Consider the following 18710-nt stretch of genomic DNA (forward strand, 5'->3'; position numbering starts at 1 on the left):
GGGCGGGTATGTCAGACTGCTTCGGGACGGGAAACCACCGTGCACATCCCGGCCGGGTGGAAAGGTCGCAGGTTGAGTGTGACCGGCGCTGAGCCCATCGACTCCTGCAGGAAGCCTTCGTGCATGGCGCACACGACCAGGGAGGGACGTCCCTGGTCGGTGACAAAGGGGCAGGCCTGCAGGTGGATGTCTACATGGTCGCTGTCGTCGACGGCGAGGAGGGCGGGATCGAAACCGAGCTCCCGGAGGCGTGCGGTCAGAACGTCGAGCGCGTCCTGGATCGTCTCGACACCGGCCCCCGAATCCGACATTCGTCGCGCCCAGGCGCGGCCGATCTCCCGGGCCTTGTCCATGGCCTCCGGCGAAGGGGACTCTTCGCCGACGACCATCTCGGCGAGCACCTCGACGAGGGAAATGTATTCGCGGGCGATGGCCCGGTTGTCAGGCACCCGCACCTGGAAGATGAGGGACGGCCGACCGCGTCCCACGGCGGGGGCAGTGGTGGCGTGCACGGCGCCGCGGGCGATGAGCTCATCGAGGTGACCGCGGACCGTGTTGACGTGCATGCCCAGGACTGTCGCCAGGTCCGAGGAGCGGGCGCCGCCGGGGAAGGTCTGCAGCAGGTCGAGGAGTTCACGCTGCTTGGTGCTCAGCTGGAGGGATTCGGGGAAGAGCTCCGCGGTGGGGCGGGGATGCCGGGCATCACTCATCGTTCACTCAACTCCTGTCGGGCCGGTGCAGCGTGTGCACCGTGATGGCGGTCGCCTTGATGACGCACTCGACGTGGGTTCCGGGGCTGAGGCCGAGGTCCACGATCGAGCGCCTGGTCACCGGAACGGTGATGCGGGCCGGGTCTGTGCCGGAGTGCAGCGCCACGGTGAGCAACGTGGCCGGGTGTCCGGCCGACGACTCCAGGGATTCGATTGTTCCCGGCCAGACGTTGCGGGCCGAGTCAGTCCGGGCCGGTGGTGTCTGCGGGTGACGCACGGTGACCGCCTCCGGAGGGAAGGTGGCCACGGCGGCAGCGCCGGGGTGGGGCATCGCACCGTATGCGGCTGGCACGACGCCTGTCACCCTCAATTGTCCTCGGTCCAGCGTGACGGTGTCAATTTCCGTTCGTGCCACGGTGCCCTCGAGACGATGGAGCCCGGCGAGGGAGGAGACGAAGTCACTCGGAGGCACGGCGAGGAGCTCAGCCGTGGGGCCGGCGGCGGTGACCTCTCCGCCCTCGAGCACGAGGAGATGCTCGGAGAGCCCGGCGACGTCGAGGGGATCGTGGGTGACCATCAGCGTGGTCCGGTCGTGGGCGGCGGCGCGGAGCAGGGCGCGCCAGGCGGTGGTGGAGGCGACGTCGACGCCCGCCAGAGGCTCATCGAGGATGAGCACCTCGGGCCGCGCGGCCAACGCCCGGACCAGGGCGACCTGTGCGGCCTGCCCGCCGGAGAGTGCGGGGACCGGGACGTCGTGGAGGGGGGTGAGCCCGGCGGCGTCGAGAAGCTCGCGGGTGCGGGTTACCGAGCGGGTCACCATGGTGACGGCCCCCGCGACGGTGGTGGTGCGCGGCAGGCCGGGGCGTTGGGTGAGGAGGATGACGCGGCCCTCGACACGCACCGGGCGACCGCGCAACCGCCCGGCGACCAGCCCCATCAGGGTGGATTTGCCCGCGCCGTTGGGGCCGACGACGGCGGTGATCCGGTCGGCGGGAAGGGTGAACTCACCGATGTGGACGGGCACGCCGCCGCCGGGCGGGGCGGTGAGTGCGCGCAGGCGGGTGGCGTCCAGTGTCCCGAGGGTGCGGGCCTGGGGCGCGGGCTCCCGGCGCAGCACGGCGGGAAGAGCTGAGAGGCCCAGCACCAGCACGGCCAGGCCGATGAGGACGGCGCCGAGGGCATAGGCGCGCCCGGGGTCGGTCTCCCGCTCGAGGTAGATGCCCAGCGGCATGGTGCGGGTGATGCCGGGCATGGATCCGGCGAAGGTGAGGGTGGTGCCGAACTCGCCGAGGGAGCGCGCGAAGGCCAGCCCCGCCCCGGTGGCCACGGAGGGGGCGATCGCGGGCAACGTCACCTGGCGCAGGACCTGCCCACGGTTAAGCCCCACCCCGGCGGCGGAGGCGGGGATCTCGGGGTCCAACTGTCGCAGTGCCGCGTCGACCGTGACCACCACGAAGGGCAGCGCGATGAAGACGTGGGCGAGCACGACGCCGGGGAAGGCGAAGGCGAACTGCAGCCCGGTGGCCTCCAGCAACGGCGCGGTGATGCCCCGCCGCCCCAGCGCTGCGGTGAGCGCCAGGCCCGCGACCACCGGCGGCATGGCCAGCGGCAGCAGAACCAGGAGGCGCACCAGGCGCCCGCCGCGGCTGAGGTGCTGGATCCACAGTGCCAGGGGCACGCCGAGCAGGACGGCGAACAGGCTGGTCCACACCCCGGCGCCGAGGGTGATCCGCAGCAGGTCGTGGGTGGCGGGATCGCCGAGCACCTCGCCGAGACGGCCCCACGGCACGCGCACCCCCAGCGCCAGCACGGGCCCGAGGATGAGCAGCAGGCCGACCAGGCCCAGCCCCGCCACCACCAGCGGGGGGCGGGTCGGGGCGGGGAATGGTGCGGACATGCCGATCAGACTAGCGGGTCGGGGTGAAACCGTGGTTCTTCCAGACCGGGGTCATCTCCGCGGAGGTCAGCAGGTCGACGAAGGCGCGCGCCTCGGCTGCGTCCCGGGCCGTGGTGGTCGCGGCGGCGACCAGGGAGTTCGGATGGTTAGCAGCCCCCGGCAGGTCAATGACCTCGACCCTATCGCCCGCGGCGACGGCGTCGGTGCGGTAGACCCACCCGGCGTCGGCCTCCCCGGAGACGACCTTGCCCAGCACATCGGAGACGGCGTGCTCGAGGGAGACGGGGTGGACCTCCCAACCGCCGGCGTCGATGAGCCGGCGGGAGACGGCCCCGCAGGGAACTTGCTCATCGCAGAGCACGAGGGCGGTGTCGGGGCCGAGGTCTCCCACGCCGCGGATCCCCGCCGGGTTGCCCTGCGGCACGACCATGACCAAGGTGTTGGTGGCCACTACGCGCGGGTCGGCCACCAGGCCCTGCGCGAGGGCGGCATCCATCGTCGCCTCATCGGCGGTGATGAGGACATCGCCGGGAGAGCCGTCGGCCAGCTGCTGGACGAGGGTGGAGGAGCCGGCGTTGAAAAACTCCAGCGGGGCGGGTGAGAGCTCCGCGAGGGAGCCGTTGAGCGCGCGTGTCGACGCCGCGCCCAACACCACCACGCCATCGTCCCCGGGAGCGCACCCCACGAGGAGAAGCAGCGCGGCGGCGAAGGCGGCGGCTTTTTTCATCAGGCACCCCGGGAGGGGGTCTCCTTTCTCTCGTCGAGCTCACCGGTGTGGGAGCGGATCGGCTCCCAGGCGACGTGCTCCTTGACGGGGCCGGTGCGGGTGTCGCGGGAGCGGTAGACCACGTAGGGACGGGTGGTGTACCCCACCGGAGCGGAGAATGCGTGCACCAGGCGGGTGAAGGGCCACACGGCGAGGATGGTGAATCCCGCGAGGACGTGGACCTTGAACTGCCACGGTACATCGGCCATGAGTTCCGGGCGGGCCTGGAAGATCAGGAGTTCGCGCAGCCACGGGGAGATGGTCTCGCGGTAGTCGTAGCCGTGGGGTCCGCCGAAGAGCTGAAGGGAGACGGTGGCGATGAAGCCGGAGAGAATCGCCGCGCCGAGGAAGAGGTACATCACCTTGTCGGAGGTGGAGGTGGCGAGGAACACCGAGCGGTTGACGATGCGTCGGTAGAGCAGCCCCACCAGGCCGAGCACCGTGGCGATTCCGGCGATGACACCCGGATAGGTGGCGATGAGGTGGTAGACGCCGTCGGAGATGCCCACCGCCCGGGTCCACGACTTCGGGATGGCCAGGCCCATGACGTGGCCGATGATGACGAAGAGCATGCCGTAGTGGAACAGAGGGGAGGACAGTCGGAGAAGCGTCGACTCGTAGATTTGCGTGGAGTGGGTCGTCCAGCCGAACTGGTCGGTGCGCCACCGCCAGATCATGCCGATGACGAAGGCGGCGATAGCCAGCCAGGGAAATGCGACCCAGAGGAAGGTGTTGAAGTCAGCCATGGTCAGTCCTTGTGGGCGGTGGGGAAGGGCAGCGGGGTTCCGATGCCGACGAGCTCGGCCGGCGGTCCGGAGCGGATGAGGTCGAGGTAGTTGTGGGTGGTCTCGGCGTCGATCTCCGGCAGCGCCATCGCGATTGCGGTGATCAGGTGCGCATAGGGGGAGTCGTGGCCGCTCAGGGCTGTGCGCAGCACCTCGAGGCCGTCGCGGTGGGCGGCGAGCATCTCGACCGTCTGCTCGTGCTGATCGCCCTCGGAGCGGGCGACCGCCTCGAGGACGACGCAGAGGTGGTCGGGGAGTTCGTCAGTGAGCTCCTCGAAACCAAGCTGCGCGAGGGCCTGGCGGAAGGCGAGGATGGCAGTGCCGCGCTGGCGGGTGTCACCGACGGAGTAGTACGACAGAAACAGGGAGCAGCGGCGCTTCTGGTCGAAGGTCTCCACGTAGTGCTCCTGCATGCCGCGCAGGCCTCGGGCCCGGGCGGCGTCCAGGAAGGCTGCCAGCTCCGTCGCAATGGGGAGCGGCAGGTCACCGGAGTGCTTATCGACGGCCGTCAGGCGCGCTCCGAAGTCCTCGGAGGGGTAGTCGAGGAGCAGGGAGGTGGCCATGGTGATGGTCCGCCGTTGCTCGCCGCTGACCGCGACGGCGCGGGTCAGCTGCTCGGGGATGCGTCCGGTGGGCAGGCGTTGTCCGCTTCTCACATCTCATCCCTCCTCTTGGAGTCACCGGGCGCCCGGGTGCCGTCGGGCGCGCCGATGCGGTCGGGGAACATGGCGTCCGGGCGGTCGCCGTCCCAGCTGAGCAGGGACACCTTTCCGGCGGGGGAGGCCTCCTCATGGCATGCGGCAGGCGCCCCCATGCCGAGGTCGGCGAACGCCTGGGCAGGGTCAGTGTCACCGAAGGGGTCGAGCGAGGTGATGCCGCGGGCGGACTCGGGGGAGGCGGTGGGGATGACGTAGCGGTCGTCATACTTGGCGATGCCCAACAGCTTGTACATCTTCTGGATGGCCTGGCCGGTCATGCCGACGGATTCGGCTATCTCTTCCTGCGGTTCGTTGCCCAAGTTGATGTCACGCATATAGGAGCGCATGGCCGCCAGGCGGCGCAGCGACTTCTCGACGGGCGCGGTGTCGCCGGCGGTGAACAGACCTGCGAGGTACTCCAGGGGGATCCGCATCGTCGATAGGGCCGTGAGGAGAACCTTGTGGTCCTCGCCGTCGTTGCCGGAGGCGGTGACGGCGTCGACGACCGGGGACAGCGGCGGGATGTACCAGACCATCGGCAGGGTGCGGTACTCCGGGTGCAGGGGCAGGGCCACATCGTAGGTGAAGATGAGGTCCCAGATGGGGGACTGCTGGGCGGCGTCAACCCACGAGTGCGGGATGCCTGCCTGCACGGCGGCGTCGACGACGCGGGGATCATGCGGGTCGAGGAGGATGTCCTTCTGTGCCTGGTAGAGGCCCTGGGGGTCCTCCGTGGCGGCGGCCTCGGCGACGCGGTCGGCGTCGTAGAGCAGGACGCCGAGGTAGCGCAGGCGGCCGACGCACGTCTCGGAACAGACCGTCGGCTGTCCCACTTCCAGACGCGGATAGCACAACGTACATTTCTCGGCCTTGCCGGACTTGTGGTTGAAGTAGACCTTCTTGTACGGGCAGCCGGAAACGCACATGCGCCAGCCGCGGCAGTGATCCTGGTCGACGAGGACGATGCCGTCCTCGGTGCGCTTGTACATGGCGCCGGAGGGGCAGGAGGACACACACGTCGGGTTGAGGCAGTGCTCGCAGATGCGCGGTAGCCAGAACATGAAGGAGTCCTCGATCTCCTTCTGCACGGTGAGGTTCATCTGGTGCAGGACCGGATCCTCATCCAGGGTGGCGGTGGAGCCGCCGAGGTTGTCGTCCCAGTTGGAGGACCAGGAAATGGTGTTGATCTCCCGGCCGTCGATCTGCGAGACGGGGCGGGCGGTGGGCTGGGTGTTCTGGTTGGCGGGGGTGGACAACAGCTTGTCGTACTCGTAGGTCCAGGGCTCGTAGTAGTCCTGGATGGTCGGCAGCTTCGGGTTGTGGAAGATGGTCGCGAGCTTCTTCAGACGCCCGCCGGCCTTGGGCTTGAGCTTGCCGGAGGAGGTGCGGACCCAACCGCCCTCCCACTTGTCCTGGTTTTCCCAGCCGCGCGGGTAGCCCACGCCGGGTCGGGTTTCCACGTTGTTGAACCAGATGTACTCGGTGCCCTCACGGTTGGTCCACGCCTGCTTGCAGGTGACGGAACAGGTGTGGCATCCGATGCACTTGTCCAGGTTCATCACCATGGCGATCTGGGCCATGACTTTCATCAGAACTGCACCTCCTGGGAGCGGCGACGGATGCGGGTGACCTCGTCGCGGTTGTTGCCGGTGGGGCCGATGTAGTTGAAGCCGTAGGTCAGGTGGCCGTAGCCGCCCGCCACATGCACCGGTTTGATCATGATTCGGGTGAGTGAGTTGTGGGTACCGCCGCGGCGGCCGGTGTTCTCGTTGAGCGGGGTGCCGACCGTGCGTTCCTGCGCGTGGTTCATGATCGCGGTCCCCTCGGGGATGCGGTGGGAGACGATCGCGCGGGCGGAGACGATACCGTTGCGGTTGTAGACCTCGATCCAGTCGTTGTCGGCGACGCCGATCTTGGCGGCGTCCTTGTCCGACATCCACACCACCTGGCCACCGCGGGAAATGGACAGCACGTGCAGGTTGTCGAAGTACTGGGAGTGGATCGACCACTTGTTGTGCGGGGTGAGGTAACGGACAGTGACCTCGGGGTTGCCGTCCTCACCGCGCACCAGTTCACCGGGATTGGACTCCCCGTTGAGGTGGAGCCGGTCCAGAGGGGGGCGGAAGACGGGCAGGGCTTCGCCGTAGTCGAGGAACCAGTCGTGGTCGAGGTAGTAGTGCATGCGGCCCGACAGGGTGTGGAAGGGCTTGTCGTACTCGAGGTTGATGGAAAAGGCCGTGTAGCGGCGCCCGCCCTTCTTCGAGCCGGTCCACTCCGGGGAGGTGATGACCTCCGCGGGGCGTTCCTTGACCATGTCCCAGCCGATGCGGTCGTTCTCGTTGCCGGCGATGAGGTCCATCATGTCGGCGCCGACGCGCGCTCCCTGGTTGCGGAAGCCCTCGGCGGCGACCTCACCGTTGGACACGCCGGACAGGTGGAGGATCATCTCGATGACCTTCGTCGCGGTGTCCAGGTCGGGACGTTCACCGCTGGAGGTTTCCGAGGTGCCATTCATCAGCGCCAGCTCCTCGACCTGCTTGGCCACGTTGTAGGGCGTGCCGTGGACGCCGGTGCCCTTCTCGGCGGTGAGCGGGCCGAGGTGGGACCACTTCTCGTACACCTTGGTGTAGTCGCGCTCGACGGGGATGAGCTTGGCCATGGTCGTGCCCGGCACGTAGCCCGTCTCCGCCAGGTCGGGAACGATGCCGTTGGGCATGGACAGCTGGTCCGGGGTGTCGTGGGCCAGGGGCGAGGTGATGAGATCGGTCTGCGTCCCCAGCCAGCGCACCGCCTGTGCGGAGAAGGACTTCGACAGGTCGCGGAAGACCTCGAAGTCGGTGCGTGCCTCCCACGGCGGGTTGATCGCCGCGTTGAAGGAGTGGATGAACGGGTGCATGTCCGTGGTGGACAGGTCGTTCTTCTCGTACCAGGTGGCGGCGGGCAGGACGATGTCGGAGACCAGGGTGGTGGACGTGTTGCGGAAGTCCGTGGTCAGCATGAGATCGAGCTTGCCGACGGGCGCCTCGTCCCGCCACGCGATCGACTCCGGCCGCTCCTCCGGACCCAGTTCGACGGCGGTGGCATCGGAGTCGACGCCGAGCATGTGACGCAGGAAGAACTCGGTGCCCTTCGCCGAGGAGCCCATGAGGTTGGTGCGCCAGTTGAGCAGGATGCGCGGCCAGTTCTCCGGGGCGTCGGGGTCCTCGGCGGCGAACTGCATGCGGCCGGAGTTGAGCTCGTCGGCGACGTGCTCCTGGATGGACATGCCCTTGGCCTCGGCTTCGTCGGCCAGCAGCAGGGGGTTGCGGTTGAACTGCGGGTAGGCGGGCATCCAGCCGCGCTTCATCGACTCGATGAGCGTGTCGGAGAGGTGCTTGTCGCCGACGACGCCGCGGGTGGCCAGCGGGGAGGCCAGGCGGGAGGCCTTGGAGTTGTCGTAGCGCCACTGGTCGGTGGTGAGGTAGTAGAAGCCGGTGGTGATCATCTGGCGCGCCGGGCGCTGCCAGTCGAGGGCGAAGGCGTACTGCGACCAGCCGTTCATGGGGCGCAGCTTCTCCTGGCCGACGTAGTGGGCCCAGCCGCCGCCGTTGACGCCCTGGGTGCCGCACATCGAGGTCAGCGCCAGGAAGGTGCGGTAGATGTTGTCGGCGTGGAAGTAATGGTTGACACCCGCGCCCATGATGATCTGGGAGCGGCCCTCCGACTGTTCGGCGTTGCGGGCGAATTCGCGGCCGATACGGATGGCGGCGTTGGCCGGCACACCGGTGAGCTCCTCCTGCCAGGCCGGGGTGCCCGGGGTGGAGGCGTCGTGGAAGTCAGTCGGCCACTCGCCGGGCAGACCGAGCTCGGGGCGGGCCACGCCGTAGTGGGCGAGCATCACATCGAACACGGTGGTCACCTTGTGCCCGTCGACCTCGCGGTAGGGCACACCGCGGTGGACCACCCCGGCACCGATCGGACCGTCACCGTCGATGTCGGCGGGGTCGGCGTCGAGGTCGAAGCGCGGGAAGAGCACTTCAGCGGTGCCGTATTCGCCGGTCTCGGCAATGGACATGACCGGGTCGACGTCGTCGAGACGTAGGTTCCACTTGCCCACACCCTCCTCGCCCCAGCGGTCGGCGACGGTGCCGCCCGGGTCGACGATGGAGCCGTCGGGCTGCATCACCACGAGACGGTGGGTGGCGTTGGGGGTGTCGCGCAGGTCGGCGTGGGAGTCGTCGAGCTGGCTGGCGGTGAGGAATTTGCCCGGGGTGAGCGTGCCGTCCGCCCGCTCGTCGAGGGAGATGAGAAAGGGCGAGTCGGTGTACTTGCGCATGTAGTTGAGGAAGTACGGGGTCTGTTCGCCGACATGGAACTCGGAGAGGATGACGTGGCCCATGGCGAAGGCGAGGGCGGCGTCGGTGCCGGGGTTGATGCGCAGCCACTCGTCCGCGAAGCGGGTGTTGTCGGCGAAGTCGGGGGAGACCACGACGACCTTGGTCCCCTTGTAGCGGGCCTCGACCATGAAGTGGGCGTCGGGGGTGCGGGTGACCGGGATGTTGGAGCCCCACATCATGAGATAGCTCGAGTTGTACCAGTCACCGGACTCGGGCACGTCGGTCTGGTCGCCGAAGGTCTGGGGGGAGGCGGGCGGCAGGTCGGCGTACCAGTCGTAGAAGGACAGGGCCACGCCGCCGATCATCTGCAGGAAGCGGGTGCCTGCGCCGTAGGAGACCTGGGACATGGCCGGGATGACGGTGAAGCCGGCGATGCGGTCGGGGCCGTGTTGGCGGATGGTGTACACGTGGGCGGCGGCGGCGATCTCGATGGCCTCGTCGTAAGGGATGCGGATGAGGCCGCCCTTGCCGCGCTGCGAGACGTAGGCGGCACGCTTCTCAGGTGTTTCGACGATCTCGCGCCAGGCGAGCACCGGGTCGCCGAGGCGTTCCTTCGCCGCGCGGTACATGTCGACGAGTACCCCGCGGGCGTAGGGGTAGCGGATGCGGGTGGGCGAGTAGGTGTACCAGGAAAACGAGGCGCCGCGGGGGCAGCCGCGGGGCTCGTAGTCCGGCATGTCGGGGCCGGTGGTGGGGTAGTCGACGGCCTGCGACTCCCAGGTGATCACGCCGTCTTTGACGTAGACCTTCCAGGAGCAGGATCCCGTGCAGTTGACGCCGTGGGTGGAGCGCACCATCTTGTCGAAGGACCAGCGGTTGCGGTAGAAGACGTCCGCCTGGCGTCCACCCTTGAGGAAGAGCTGTTGGCCGGAGTCGGTGACCTGGCCCTTGCGCAGGTAGCTGCCGAACTTGAACAGGGGGTTCACTGACTGTGAGCTGCTTGTGGTGGTCATGGAGGTCCTTTGGTCAGCCCGGGAAGGGGGCGTTGGGGCGGGCGTAGTAGATCCACACGAGGACGGTGGCGAAAGCGAAGAACACGACGCAGCCCCAGAAGAAGACGTGTGGGGCCATCATCGACAACAGGACACCGACGATGAAGGGGCCGAAGGCGGCGATGGCTCCGGTCCAGCCGATGACGCCGCCGGCCTGGCGCTTGGGCAGGATCATGGGCATCTGCTTGAACGTGCTGGCGTTGCCGATGCCGGAGAAAAAGAACAGGAAGAGCATGGCGCCGAGGAACCACCAGAACTGGTCGGGGTTGTCGGGGGTGAGGAACAGCGCGGCGACGATGGTGGAGATGGTCATGCCGACGCCAGAGACGAAGGTCCAGATGGCACCGCCGAAGCGGTCACACAGCGGACCCCAGGCGGCGCGGACGAGCGAGCCGATGAAGGGGCCGAGGAAGGCGAAGGCGGCGCCCTTGGGCAGGTCCTCGGCGGCGTAGGTGGCGGCGAAGTCGGAGTTGGCTCCGTAGACGTTGTTGATGATCAGTGCCAGCTGGGCGGCGAAGCCGGAGAAGGCGCCGAAGGTCATGAGGTAGGCGATCGTGAGGATCCAGGTGTTCTTGTTGCCGAAGATGTCGATCTGCTGGCGGAAGTTCGCCTTGACCGGCACGTCCTTGAGGAACACCCATGCCACGACGGCCATGACGATCGCCCACGGCACGAGGACGATCGCGGGATTATGGACGAACAGGTCGGTGTCCGCGCCGCGCTGAGGGGCGATGAATCCGATGCCCAGCAGGGTCATGCCCATGAGCCAGGGGGCGACGAGCAGGATGAAGGAGACGCCGAAGTTGCCGAGGCCGGCCTGCAGGCCGAGCGCGGTGCCGGAGAGGCGCTTCGGGAAGAAGAAGCCGGTGGAGGGCATGAAGCCGGAGAAGACGCCGCCGCCGATGCCGGTGAGGAAGGCGAGGACGAGCAGCCACCAGAAGGGGGTGTCGGTGTTCTGGACGGCGAAGAACCAGCCCATCATCGGGATGATGAAGAGCAGGGAGGACACCGTCACCAGCTTGCGGGTGCCCAGGATGGCGGGCAGGAACATGAACACCAGTCGCAGCAGACCGCCGGCGAGACCCGGCAGGGACGTCAGCCAGTAGAGCTGGGAGGTGGTCAGATCGAAGCCGATCTGGTTGAGGACGGGGGCGATGGCGGCGACGAGGTACCACGTACAGAAGGCCATGAAGAGGCTGATCGTGGTGATCCACAGGGTCCGCCAGGCTATGGCGGAATCCCAGGTCTCCTCGTTCTCCGGGTCCCACCCGTGGAGGATTCGACCATCGGTGTTGAGAGCTGAGCTCATGCAAACCTCACTTGACTGGGGCCGAATGGTCCCGGTCAGGCTTGCCGGAAGAATTCCGCCCGTTTGGTTGTTATCTACAGGTCTACCCGGATTAAGGCTCCTGTGCCATACTTTATACGGAAAAGTCCTCATATAAATAGGCAACAAGAGTGTTGCGTAATTGTGTCGTACGACACACTTCCGCTGGCAGTGCTCCCATGGCCTGCCATCGTCCGCGCCGGGATACGGAGAATAAAAGTGATGAAAGCAACGGTGATCGTCGTCAGCGACCGGGTCCTCACGGGCGAGCGCCCCAACGGCGCGGGAGAGCTCGCTGCCCGCCTGCTTCACGACGCCGGGCTGGACGTCACCGACCCCGACATCGTCCCGGAGGGCCGGGAGGCCGTGTCGGACGCTTTGGTCGACGCCCGCCGGGCGGGCCACAGGGTCATCGTCACCGTGGGCGGCACCGGGCTCGGCCCCCGCAATCTCACCCCGGAGGCGACCGCCCCGCACGTGACCATGGAGCTCACCGGCCTCATGATGCAGGTGCTTGTCGCGGGCCTGGCGAACACCGCTCAGGCGGGTCTGTCCCGCGGGCTCATCGGGCTGACGGGACGGGAGCCGGGGGATGCGCTCATCGTCAACGCGCCGTCGTCACGCGGCGGGGTGCGGGACACTCTCGGGGTGGTGTGCCCTCTGCTGCCGAACATCTTCGAGCGGCTCGACCGCGGGGACTAGAACCTCCGGAACGTCACCGACCCCCCGCCGGACCAGCCGACCTCCGCGGAGATCCCCGACTGCTCGCCGGCCACGACGGCCTCGAGGCGGGCCAGCGCCACGGTCTCGGCGAAGTCCTCCCGCTCGATGCCGATGAACCTCCGCCCCAGCTTGAGGGCCACGGCGGCGGTGGTCCCGGAGCCGAGGTGGTAGTCGAGGACCAGCTCGCCCGGCGCGGTGAACATCTCGATGAGCTGGCGCAGCAGGGCCTCCGGCTTTTTGCCGTTGCGGAAACTCACCCCGCCCTCGGCGGCGACCCGGTTGAACTCGGCGTGGAAGTCGAGGAAATTCGGGTAGGGCAGGCGGGTGTGGGTCGAGGACTGCGGCACGCCCTGGAAGTAGGAGCCGTTGCGGTTGCCGGCCTTGGGGGAGTGGAAGAAACGGTGGCCGAGGCCGTCGTCGCCGATGTCCGGCACCTGGATGAGCGTCATCGGTGGCAGGTCAAGGCGCTCGAGGTGGGCTACCCAGAAGCGCCCGGAGGAGTTCTTCTCCCGCAGGCTGCCGCGGACGGAATGGGTGCGGAACGTGCCCTCTCCGGGGCCGACCTCCACCTTCCGCCACTCCGCGGGGGCGAACACGCGGCACTCCCGGCCGCCGAGCAGGTGCGGCGTGCCCGCCCCGTCGACCTCCACCTCCCAGCGGTACTCGGCCAGGTCGCGTTCCCGCTCGCGGCGGGGCATGCGGAAGTGGGGGTCGGGGGAGTAGATGAGGATCTGCTCCATGACGTCGTTGAACTGCTTGTCCGCGGTCAGCGCCCGGCCGGGGTGGCGGACCAGGACGTGGAAGACCATCACCTTGTGCAGCCAGTCGAGCCCGTCGAGCATGACCTCCAGGTGGGCGGACTGGTGGAAGGAGCACTGGATGGCGATGACGCCGTCACCCTGCAGCAGCGGGCGCGCCGCCGCCAGACGCTCCACCATGAACTCCAGCCACTGCTCCCGCGGCATGGCGTCGGCGTAGAGGTAGTCGGCGCTGCCGGTGTTGTAGGGCGGGTCAATGTAGATGAGACGCACCTGCCCGGCGTGGGTGTCCCGGAGGGTGCGCAGAACCTGAAGGTTCTCCCCCTGAATGAGCAGGTTGTCCGGCATGTCTGCCCATCTTAGGGGGTGGTGTCTTCGACGTTGCCGCGCCGCGCCAGGTCGGCGAGGGTGTCGTAGTCGGTGTCCAGGCCCGCCCCGGGCACCTCCACGACGCTCGCCGCCGCCAGCAGCTTCTTTGCAGCGACGTCGCGGGTCGACTCCAGCGCGTTCAGGGCCGCCACCAGAGCTTCTCGACGCCACACCGCGCACAACGGCTGCACCCACCCGTCCGCGGCCCGCACCAGGGCGACGTCGGCGCCGGGGGTGGCGAGGGCGTCGATAAGCACCGGCAGCAGCGCCGGGGAGTCGGGGGCGTCGACGGAGAGCACCGCGACGAGATCTGAGCGGACGTGGGGGACCGCGGCGGCGATGCCGGCGACCGGGCCGCCGAAGGGCGGGTCCTCGCTGACGCGCCGCACGCCGGGAGGAAGCGGCAGGTCATGGGGGCTGACGACGATGACGGGCCCGGGCAGGGCGTCCAGGAGGTGGTCGATGAGGCGGCGGCCGTCGAGAAGCACGCTCGCCTTGTCCACCCCGCCCATGCGCTCGCCGCGGCCCCCGGCGAGCAGGATCGTCTCGATCAGCGCGACCAGTCCCCGGAGCGCCCGCCCGACTTGGCGGTGATCAGGCACGAGCGGATCTCGGCGGAACGGTCCACGCCCTTGACCATGTCGACGACCGAGAGCGCGGCGACGGTGACGGCGGTGAGGGCCTCCATCTCCACGCCGGTGCGGTCGGCAGTGCGCACGGTGGCCTCGATGAACACGTGATCCTCGCGGATCTCCAGCTCCACCACGCAGCCGTGCACGCCGATGGTGTGCGCCAGCGGCAGCAGGTCCGGCACCTTCTTCGCCGCAGAGATGCCCGCGATGCGCGCCACGGCGAGGACATCGCCCTTGGGCACGGTGCCGTCGCGCAGGGCGGCGAGCACCGCGGGGGAGCAGGCGACCTCGCCGCGCGCGGTGGCCGTGCGCACGGTGGGGTTCTTCTCGGTGACATCGACCATGTACGCCGCACCGGCGTCGTTGAGATGGGTGAACTTCATGTCTTCCTAACCTAGACGCAGCAGCACGCGGACGCGGTCGCCCGGGCCCAGTCGCGCCGTCCCGGGCGGCACGACCGCCAGGCCCTGGGTATCGCCCAGCGACGCCACGAGATGCGACCCCGCGTGCCGGTGGAAGGGCGTGGCGGTGACCGTGTCCCCGGCGAAGGAGAGCCGGACGGGCGCGCACACGCTGCGGTCCGGGCGCGCGGGCAGCCCCTCGCCCGCCAGCACGGCGGTGAGTTGCGGGCGCTGCGGCGCGCGGCCGGCCAACGCCTGCAGCAGCGGCGGCACGTAGAGCAGGAAGGACACGAAGGCCGCCACCGGGTTGCCGGGCAGACACACCAGCGGCACCCCGTTCCAGGTGCCCGCCCCCTGGTGCTGGCCGGGGCGCTGCGCCACGGTGCCGAACCACACGCCGGCCGGCTCCGTCACCTCGCGGACCACATCGAAGGCGCCGACGGACACCCCGCCGCTGGTGAGCACCAGATCATGGGTGGCGGTCAGCTCCTCGAGCAACGCCCGGAACATCCGGGGCCCGTCCCCGCAGTGGACGTCGGTGACTTGCGTGATCCCGTGCTCGGCCAGCAGCGCGGCGAGCATCGGGCGGTTGGAGTCCGGCAGCTGCCCCGGGCCGGGGGTGAGCCCGGGCTTGAGCAGCTCATCCCCGGAGGAGATGACCGCCACGCGCGGCCGCGGGATGACCGGCACGTGCGTCAGGCCGCAGGAGATCGCCGCCGCGACAGCACCCGCGTCGAGCACCGTCCCGGCCGCCAGCGCCGTCGCGCCGACGGCGATGTTCTCGCCCGCCAGCCGCAGGTGGGTCCGGTCCGGGCGCAGGTCGCGGACGGTCACGCTCGTCGGCAGTTCGCCGGGGCCGGGGGTGATGTCGGTGTCCTCGACCGGAATGACGCGCAGCTGCTCCGGGTCACCCGCGACGGGGGCGCCGGTCATGATGCGCAGCGCGGTGCCCCGCTCGAGATTCAGGGGCGCGGCGCCGGCCGGGACGTCGCCGACGACCGGCAGCGTCCACGGTGCGGACCCCTCCAGGTCGGCGGTGTGGACGAGGAAACCGTCCATCGCGGAGTTGGTGAACGGCGGCACCGGCAGGCGCGCCGGGCAGTCCGCGGCGAGGGTGAGGCCGTGGGCGGCGCGGATGTCGAGAAGCTGGGGCTGCCGGGGACCGGCGAGCTCGAGGATGGCCGCGAGGTGCTCGGAGACGCTGCGCATCTCAGCCGCCGATGGCCGACATGGTGCGGTCGGGCTGGAGGAAACCCGGGTCATCGATGTCGTGGCCGGGCTTCTTCTCCCGCATCGCGCCCGCCCAGGCGGCGGCGAGCGCAGCGTCATCGGCACCCGCGCGCAGCAGATCGCGCAGCGAGGTCTCCGTCCGCGAGAACAGGCACGTGCGCATCGCGCCGTCCGTGGTCAGTCGCGTGCGGTCGCAGTCGCCGCAGAACGGCCGGGTCACCGACGCGATGACGCCGATGGTGCCCTGCTTATCGACGCCCCGCGCCGTCCACACCGCGGCCGGCGCCGCGCCGCGCGGCTCCTGCGCTGGGGTGAGCTCGAAATCGGTGCGCAGGCGCGCAAGGATGTCGTCGGCGGTGACCATGTCGGCGCGCTTCCACTCTTCGCGAGGCCCCAGCGGCATCTGCTCGATGAAGCGCAGCTCGGCGCCCTTCTCCAGGGCGAAGTGGGCGAGCGGAAGGATGTCGTCCTCGTTGACCCCCGGCATGACGACGGTGTTGATCTTGAGGGGATGCAGGCCCGCGTCAAGCACGGCATCGATGGAGCGGAGGACGTCCGGCAGCCGGTCGCGGCGGGTGAGGCGGGCGTAGCGTTCCGGGTCGAGGGAATCCATGGAGATGTTGACGCGCTGCAGTCCGGCCTCGACCAGCTCCGGGAGGCGCTTATCCAGGCCGAGGCCGTTGGTGGTCAACGCGGTGGCGGGGGAGCGGCCTTCGTCGGTACGCAACGCGGTGGTGGCGGCGATGATGTCGGCCAGCGAGCCGCGCAGCAGGGGTTCGCCGCCGGTGAAGCGCACCTGACGGATGCCCAGGTCGCGCACGGCGATGGTGATGAGGCGGATGACCTCGGCGTCACTGAGCGTGTCAGCGGTGGGAATCCACTCCAGCCCCTCGGCGGGCATGCAGTAGGTGCAGCGCAGGTTGCAGCGGTCGGTGAGGCTGACGCGCAGGTCACGGGCGGTACGGCCGAAGCGGTCGGTGAGCGTGAGGGGGTGAGATGCCGGGGCGTCGATGCGCCGCGCCGGCGTGCTCAGGGTCAGTCTCACGGCCATGCCCGCCCATCTTAGTGACGCGCCGGACATATCAGCAATGATGTATGAACTACTGCGTCTCGGGCTGTGACATCTCGCCCGGGCCCTTGAGCTTGATGATCTCGAACTCCCCGGCCGCCAGGTGCTTGCGCAGGTCCTTCTTGTCGAACTTGCCCACGGAGGTCTTGTCGATATCGCGCACGAAGGTCCAGTACTCCGGCAGCATCCACCCCGGCAGGGTGGAACGCAGCTGATCGCGCAGCAGCTCGGCGGTCTCCTTCGTCTGGGCGATGTCCTCGTGCAGCACGGTGACGGCCAGCGGGCGCTCGCTCCACTTCTCGTCCGGGTAGCCGATGACGGCGCACTCGACCACCTCAGGGGCGTTCATGATGAGGTTCTCCAGCATCGCGGAGTAGATCCACTCACCACCCGATCGGATGACGTCGCGCGCGCGGTCGGAGACGGTGAGGAAGCCGTCCTCAGTGACCGAACCGACGTCGCCCGTGCGTAGCCATCCGTCGGCGGTGAACAGCTGCTCGGCGTCGTCGACCTCCCGCCCGCGGAACTGGCTGGCCGAGCCGTCGCCCTCCTCGGTCGGGGAGTGATAGTAGGAGCCGGTGACGATGTTGCCACGCACCTGGATCTCGCCCTGGTTGCGGTCGGTGGAGGAGACGACCTGGCCGTCGTTGACCACCCGGTACTCCAACAGATTGGAGAAACGCCCCTGGCTGACGCGGTACGCCTCGCGGGCCTCGCCCGAAGAGCCGGAGGGCGGGCGGGCGACCGTGCCCACCGAGGATGTCTCCGTCATGCCCCACACGTGGACGACGTCGACGCCGTAGCGCTCCTCCCACAGCTGGATGAGGACCGGCGGGGCAGGGGAGCCGCCGACGTAGATCTCGGTGAGCGACATGCGCTCGGGCGGATTATGCAGGTAGTGCACCATGAGCTGGATCCACACCGTGGGCACGCCGTGGGCCACACGCGGGTGGACGGCGGCGATGAGCCGGGCCAGCGTGGGGGCGGACACATCCGAATCCGGGAAGACCAGCGGGGTGCCGGACATGAACGCCGCGTAGGGCACGCCCCAGGACAGGACGTGGTAGATCGGCACGCAGCACAGGAAGGACTCGCCGTGGCTGACGGAGAGGGAATCGGTGGCGCGCAGGGCCATGGCCTGCAGGTAGATGGAGCGGTGCGAATAGGCGACACCCTTCGGCGCGCCGGAGGTGCCGGTGGAGTAACACAGTGCGGCGGTGGTGTTCTCGTCGAGGACGGGCCAGTCGTAGACGGTGGAGCGGCCGTCAAGAAGCGCCTCGTAGGAGTAGACGTCCAGGCCCTCCGGCAGGTGCTCGGCCAGCGGCGCGACGGGCTGCAGGCCGGTGAACACCACGGCCCGCATGGTGCGGCAGTCGGTGAGGGCCTTGCCCAGGGCGGCGGCCAGACGGGGATCGCAGACGATGACCTCGATCTCCGCGTGGTTGATGATGTGCCGCACCTGGTCCGTCATCAGCTGCTTGTTCAGCGGGGCGAACACGGCCCCCATGCTCGACACCCCGAACTGAACCTCCAGGTGCTCCGCGCAGTTGTACATGAAGGACCCCACCCGCTCCTGGCCCGTGATCCCCAGATCATCGCGCAGGGCATGGGCGAAGGCGGCGGCGCGTGCCTTGACCTCCTCGAACGTGGTCTGCTCGGCGTGATCGGTGCGCCACGTGGTGACCTTCGTCGAGCCGTGGGCTGTCGCTCCGTACTCCAGGATCCGGGAGATCGACAGCGGCACGTTCTGCATGGTGGAGAGCATGTACTCACTCTAGCCCGGCGGGTCACTACGACAGTGGGAGCGGCATGCGCTACACTGTCCGGAGATCGACGGGGGTCTGACTGTCACCACACCAGTCCCTGGTTTCCCGGTCCACCACTCCCTGTTGCCGGCTGGCGCTCGTGCGTTGTCGCCCGCGGGAGTGCTGTCACAGGTCCGGCCCGGTCTGATCAACCACGTAGTACGGCTCCATC

General features: G+C 68.9%; 15 protein-coding genes. 1 reads left to right on the plus strand and 14 read right to left on the minus strand.

Translation table 11 applies throughout. The annotated features are described in order from the left end of the window. Positions 1-11: 11 nt before the first annotated feature. Genes ACFPUZ_RS06475 through ACFPUZ_RS06510 form a run of 8 tightly spaced genes read right to left on the minus strand, consistent with a single transcriptional unit; the run spans position 12 to position 11533 of the window. Positions 12-710, minus strand: coding sequence for a helix-turn-helix transcriptional regulator (locus ACFPUZ_RS06475; protein WP_377000967.1), 699 nt, complete (start codon positions 708-710; stop codon positions 12-14). Positions 711-717: 7 nt separating this feature from the next. Next, positions 718-2607 (minus strand): ATP-binding cassette domain-containing protein, encoded by a 1890-nt coding sequence (locus ACFPUZ_RS06480; RefSeq protein WP_377000968.1) that lies wholly within the window; start codon positions 2605-2607, stop codon positions 718-720. Between the two features lie 10 nt (positions 2608-2617). After that, a complete protein-coding gene (gene modA, locus ACFPUZ_RS06485; RefSeq protein WP_377000969.1) occupies positions 2618-3334 on the minus strand; it encodes a molybdate ABC transporter substrate-binding protein in 717 nt (238 codons plus the stop codon). After that, complete coding sequence (gene narI / locus ACFPUZ_RS06490; protein WP_377000970.1) at positions 3334-4119, minus strand: respiratory nitrate reductase subunit gamma; 786 nt, start codon at positions 4117-4119, stop codon at positions 3334-3336. The genes modA and narI overlap by 1 nt, the downstream gene beginning before the upstream one ends. Before the next feature lie 2 nt (positions 4120-4121). Further along, a complete protein-coding gene (narJ, locus tag ACFPUZ_RS06495; RefSeq protein WP_377000971.1) occupies positions 4122-4814 on the minus strand; it encodes a nitrate reductase molybdenum cofactor assembly chaperone in 693 nt (230 codons plus the stop codon). Next, complete coding sequence (gene narH / locus ACFPUZ_RS06500; RefSeq protein ID WP_377000972.1) at positions 4811-6445, minus strand: nitrate reductase subunit beta; 1635 nt, start codon at positions 6443-6445, stop codon at positions 4811-4813. Before narH ends, narJ begins: the two co-directional genes overlap by 4 nt. Continuing rightward, positions 6445-10185: a nitrate reductase subunit alpha gene (locus ACFPUZ_RS06505; protein WP_377000973.1), complete on the minus strand. Its 3741-nt coding sequence runs from the start codon at positions 10183-10185 to the stop codon at positions 6445-6447. The genes narH and ACFPUZ_RS06505 overlap by 1 nt, the downstream gene beginning before the upstream one ends. Before the next feature lie 13 nt (positions 10186-10198). Continuing rightward, a complete protein-coding gene (locus ACFPUZ_RS06510) occupies positions 10199-11533 on the minus strand; it encodes a nitrate/nitrite transporter (RefSeq protein WP_377000974.1) in 1335 nt (444 codons plus the stop codon). A 240-nt stretch (positions 11534-11773) separates the two neighbouring features. Between ACFPUZ_RS06510 and ACFPUZ_RS06515 the strand changes: the two genes are divergently transcribed. After that, on the plus strand, positions 11774-12253 hold the full coding sequence (locus ACFPUZ_RS06515) for a molybdopterin-binding protein (protein WP_377000975.1): 480 nt from the start codon (positions 11774-11776) through the stop codon (positions 12251-12253). On the opposite strand, the gene ACFPUZ_RS06520 is transcribed toward ACFPUZ_RS06515, so the two are convergent. Genes ACFPUZ_RS06520 through ACFPUZ_RS06545 form a run of 6 tightly spaced genes read right to left on the minus strand, consistent with a single transcriptional unit; the run spans position 12250 to position 18498 of the window. After that, positions 12250-13380: a DNA methyltransferase gene (locus tag ACFPUZ_RS06520; RefSeq protein WP_377000976.1), complete on the minus strand. Its 1131-nt coding sequence runs from the start codon at positions 13378-13380 to the stop codon at positions 12250-12252. The genes ACFPUZ_RS06515 and ACFPUZ_RS06520 overlap by 4 nt on opposite strands. 11 nt (positions 13381-13391) lie before the next feature. Continuing rightward, on the minus strand, positions 13392-14003 hold the full coding sequence (mobA, locus tag ACFPUZ_RS06525; protein ID WP_377000977.1) for a molybdenum cofactor guanylyltransferase: 612 nt from the start codon (positions 14001-14003) through the stop codon (positions 13392-13394). Next, the gene (gene moaC / locus ACFPUZ_RS06530) at positions 13952-14416 is read right to left on the minus strand and encodes a cyclic pyranopterin monophosphate synthase MoaC (protein ID WP_377000978.1); all 465 of its coding nucleotides are present in this window, start codon (positions 14414-14416) and stop codon (positions 13952-13954) included. The genes mobA and moaC overlap by 52 nt, the downstream gene beginning before the upstream one ends. 6 nt (positions 14417-14422) lie before the next feature. Further along, positions 14423-15643, minus strand: coding sequence for a molybdopterin molybdotransferase MoeA (locus ACFPUZ_RS06535; RefSeq protein WP_377000979.1), 1221 nt, complete (start codon positions 15641-15643; stop codon positions 14423-14425). Position 15644: 1 nt separating this feature from the next. After that, a complete protein-coding gene (gene moaA / locus ACFPUZ_RS06540; RefSeq protein WP_377000980.1) occupies positions 15645-16715 on the minus strand; it encodes a GTP 3',8-cyclase MoaA in 1071 nt (356 codons plus the stop codon). Between the two features lie 49 nt (positions 16716-16764). Then, entirely contained in the window at positions 16765-18498 is a 1734-nt protein-coding gene (locus ACFPUZ_RS06545) for a long-chain fatty-acid--CoA ligase (protein ID WP_377000981.1), read from the minus strand. Between the last annotated feature and the right edge of the window lie 212 nt (positions 18499-18710).

This window comes from Corynebacterium nasicanis (assembly GCF_042658165.1).
GTDB classification, from domain to species: domain Bacteria; phylum Actinomycetota; class Actinomycetes; order Mycobacteriales; family Mycobacteriaceae; genus Corynebacterium; species Corynebacterium nasicanis.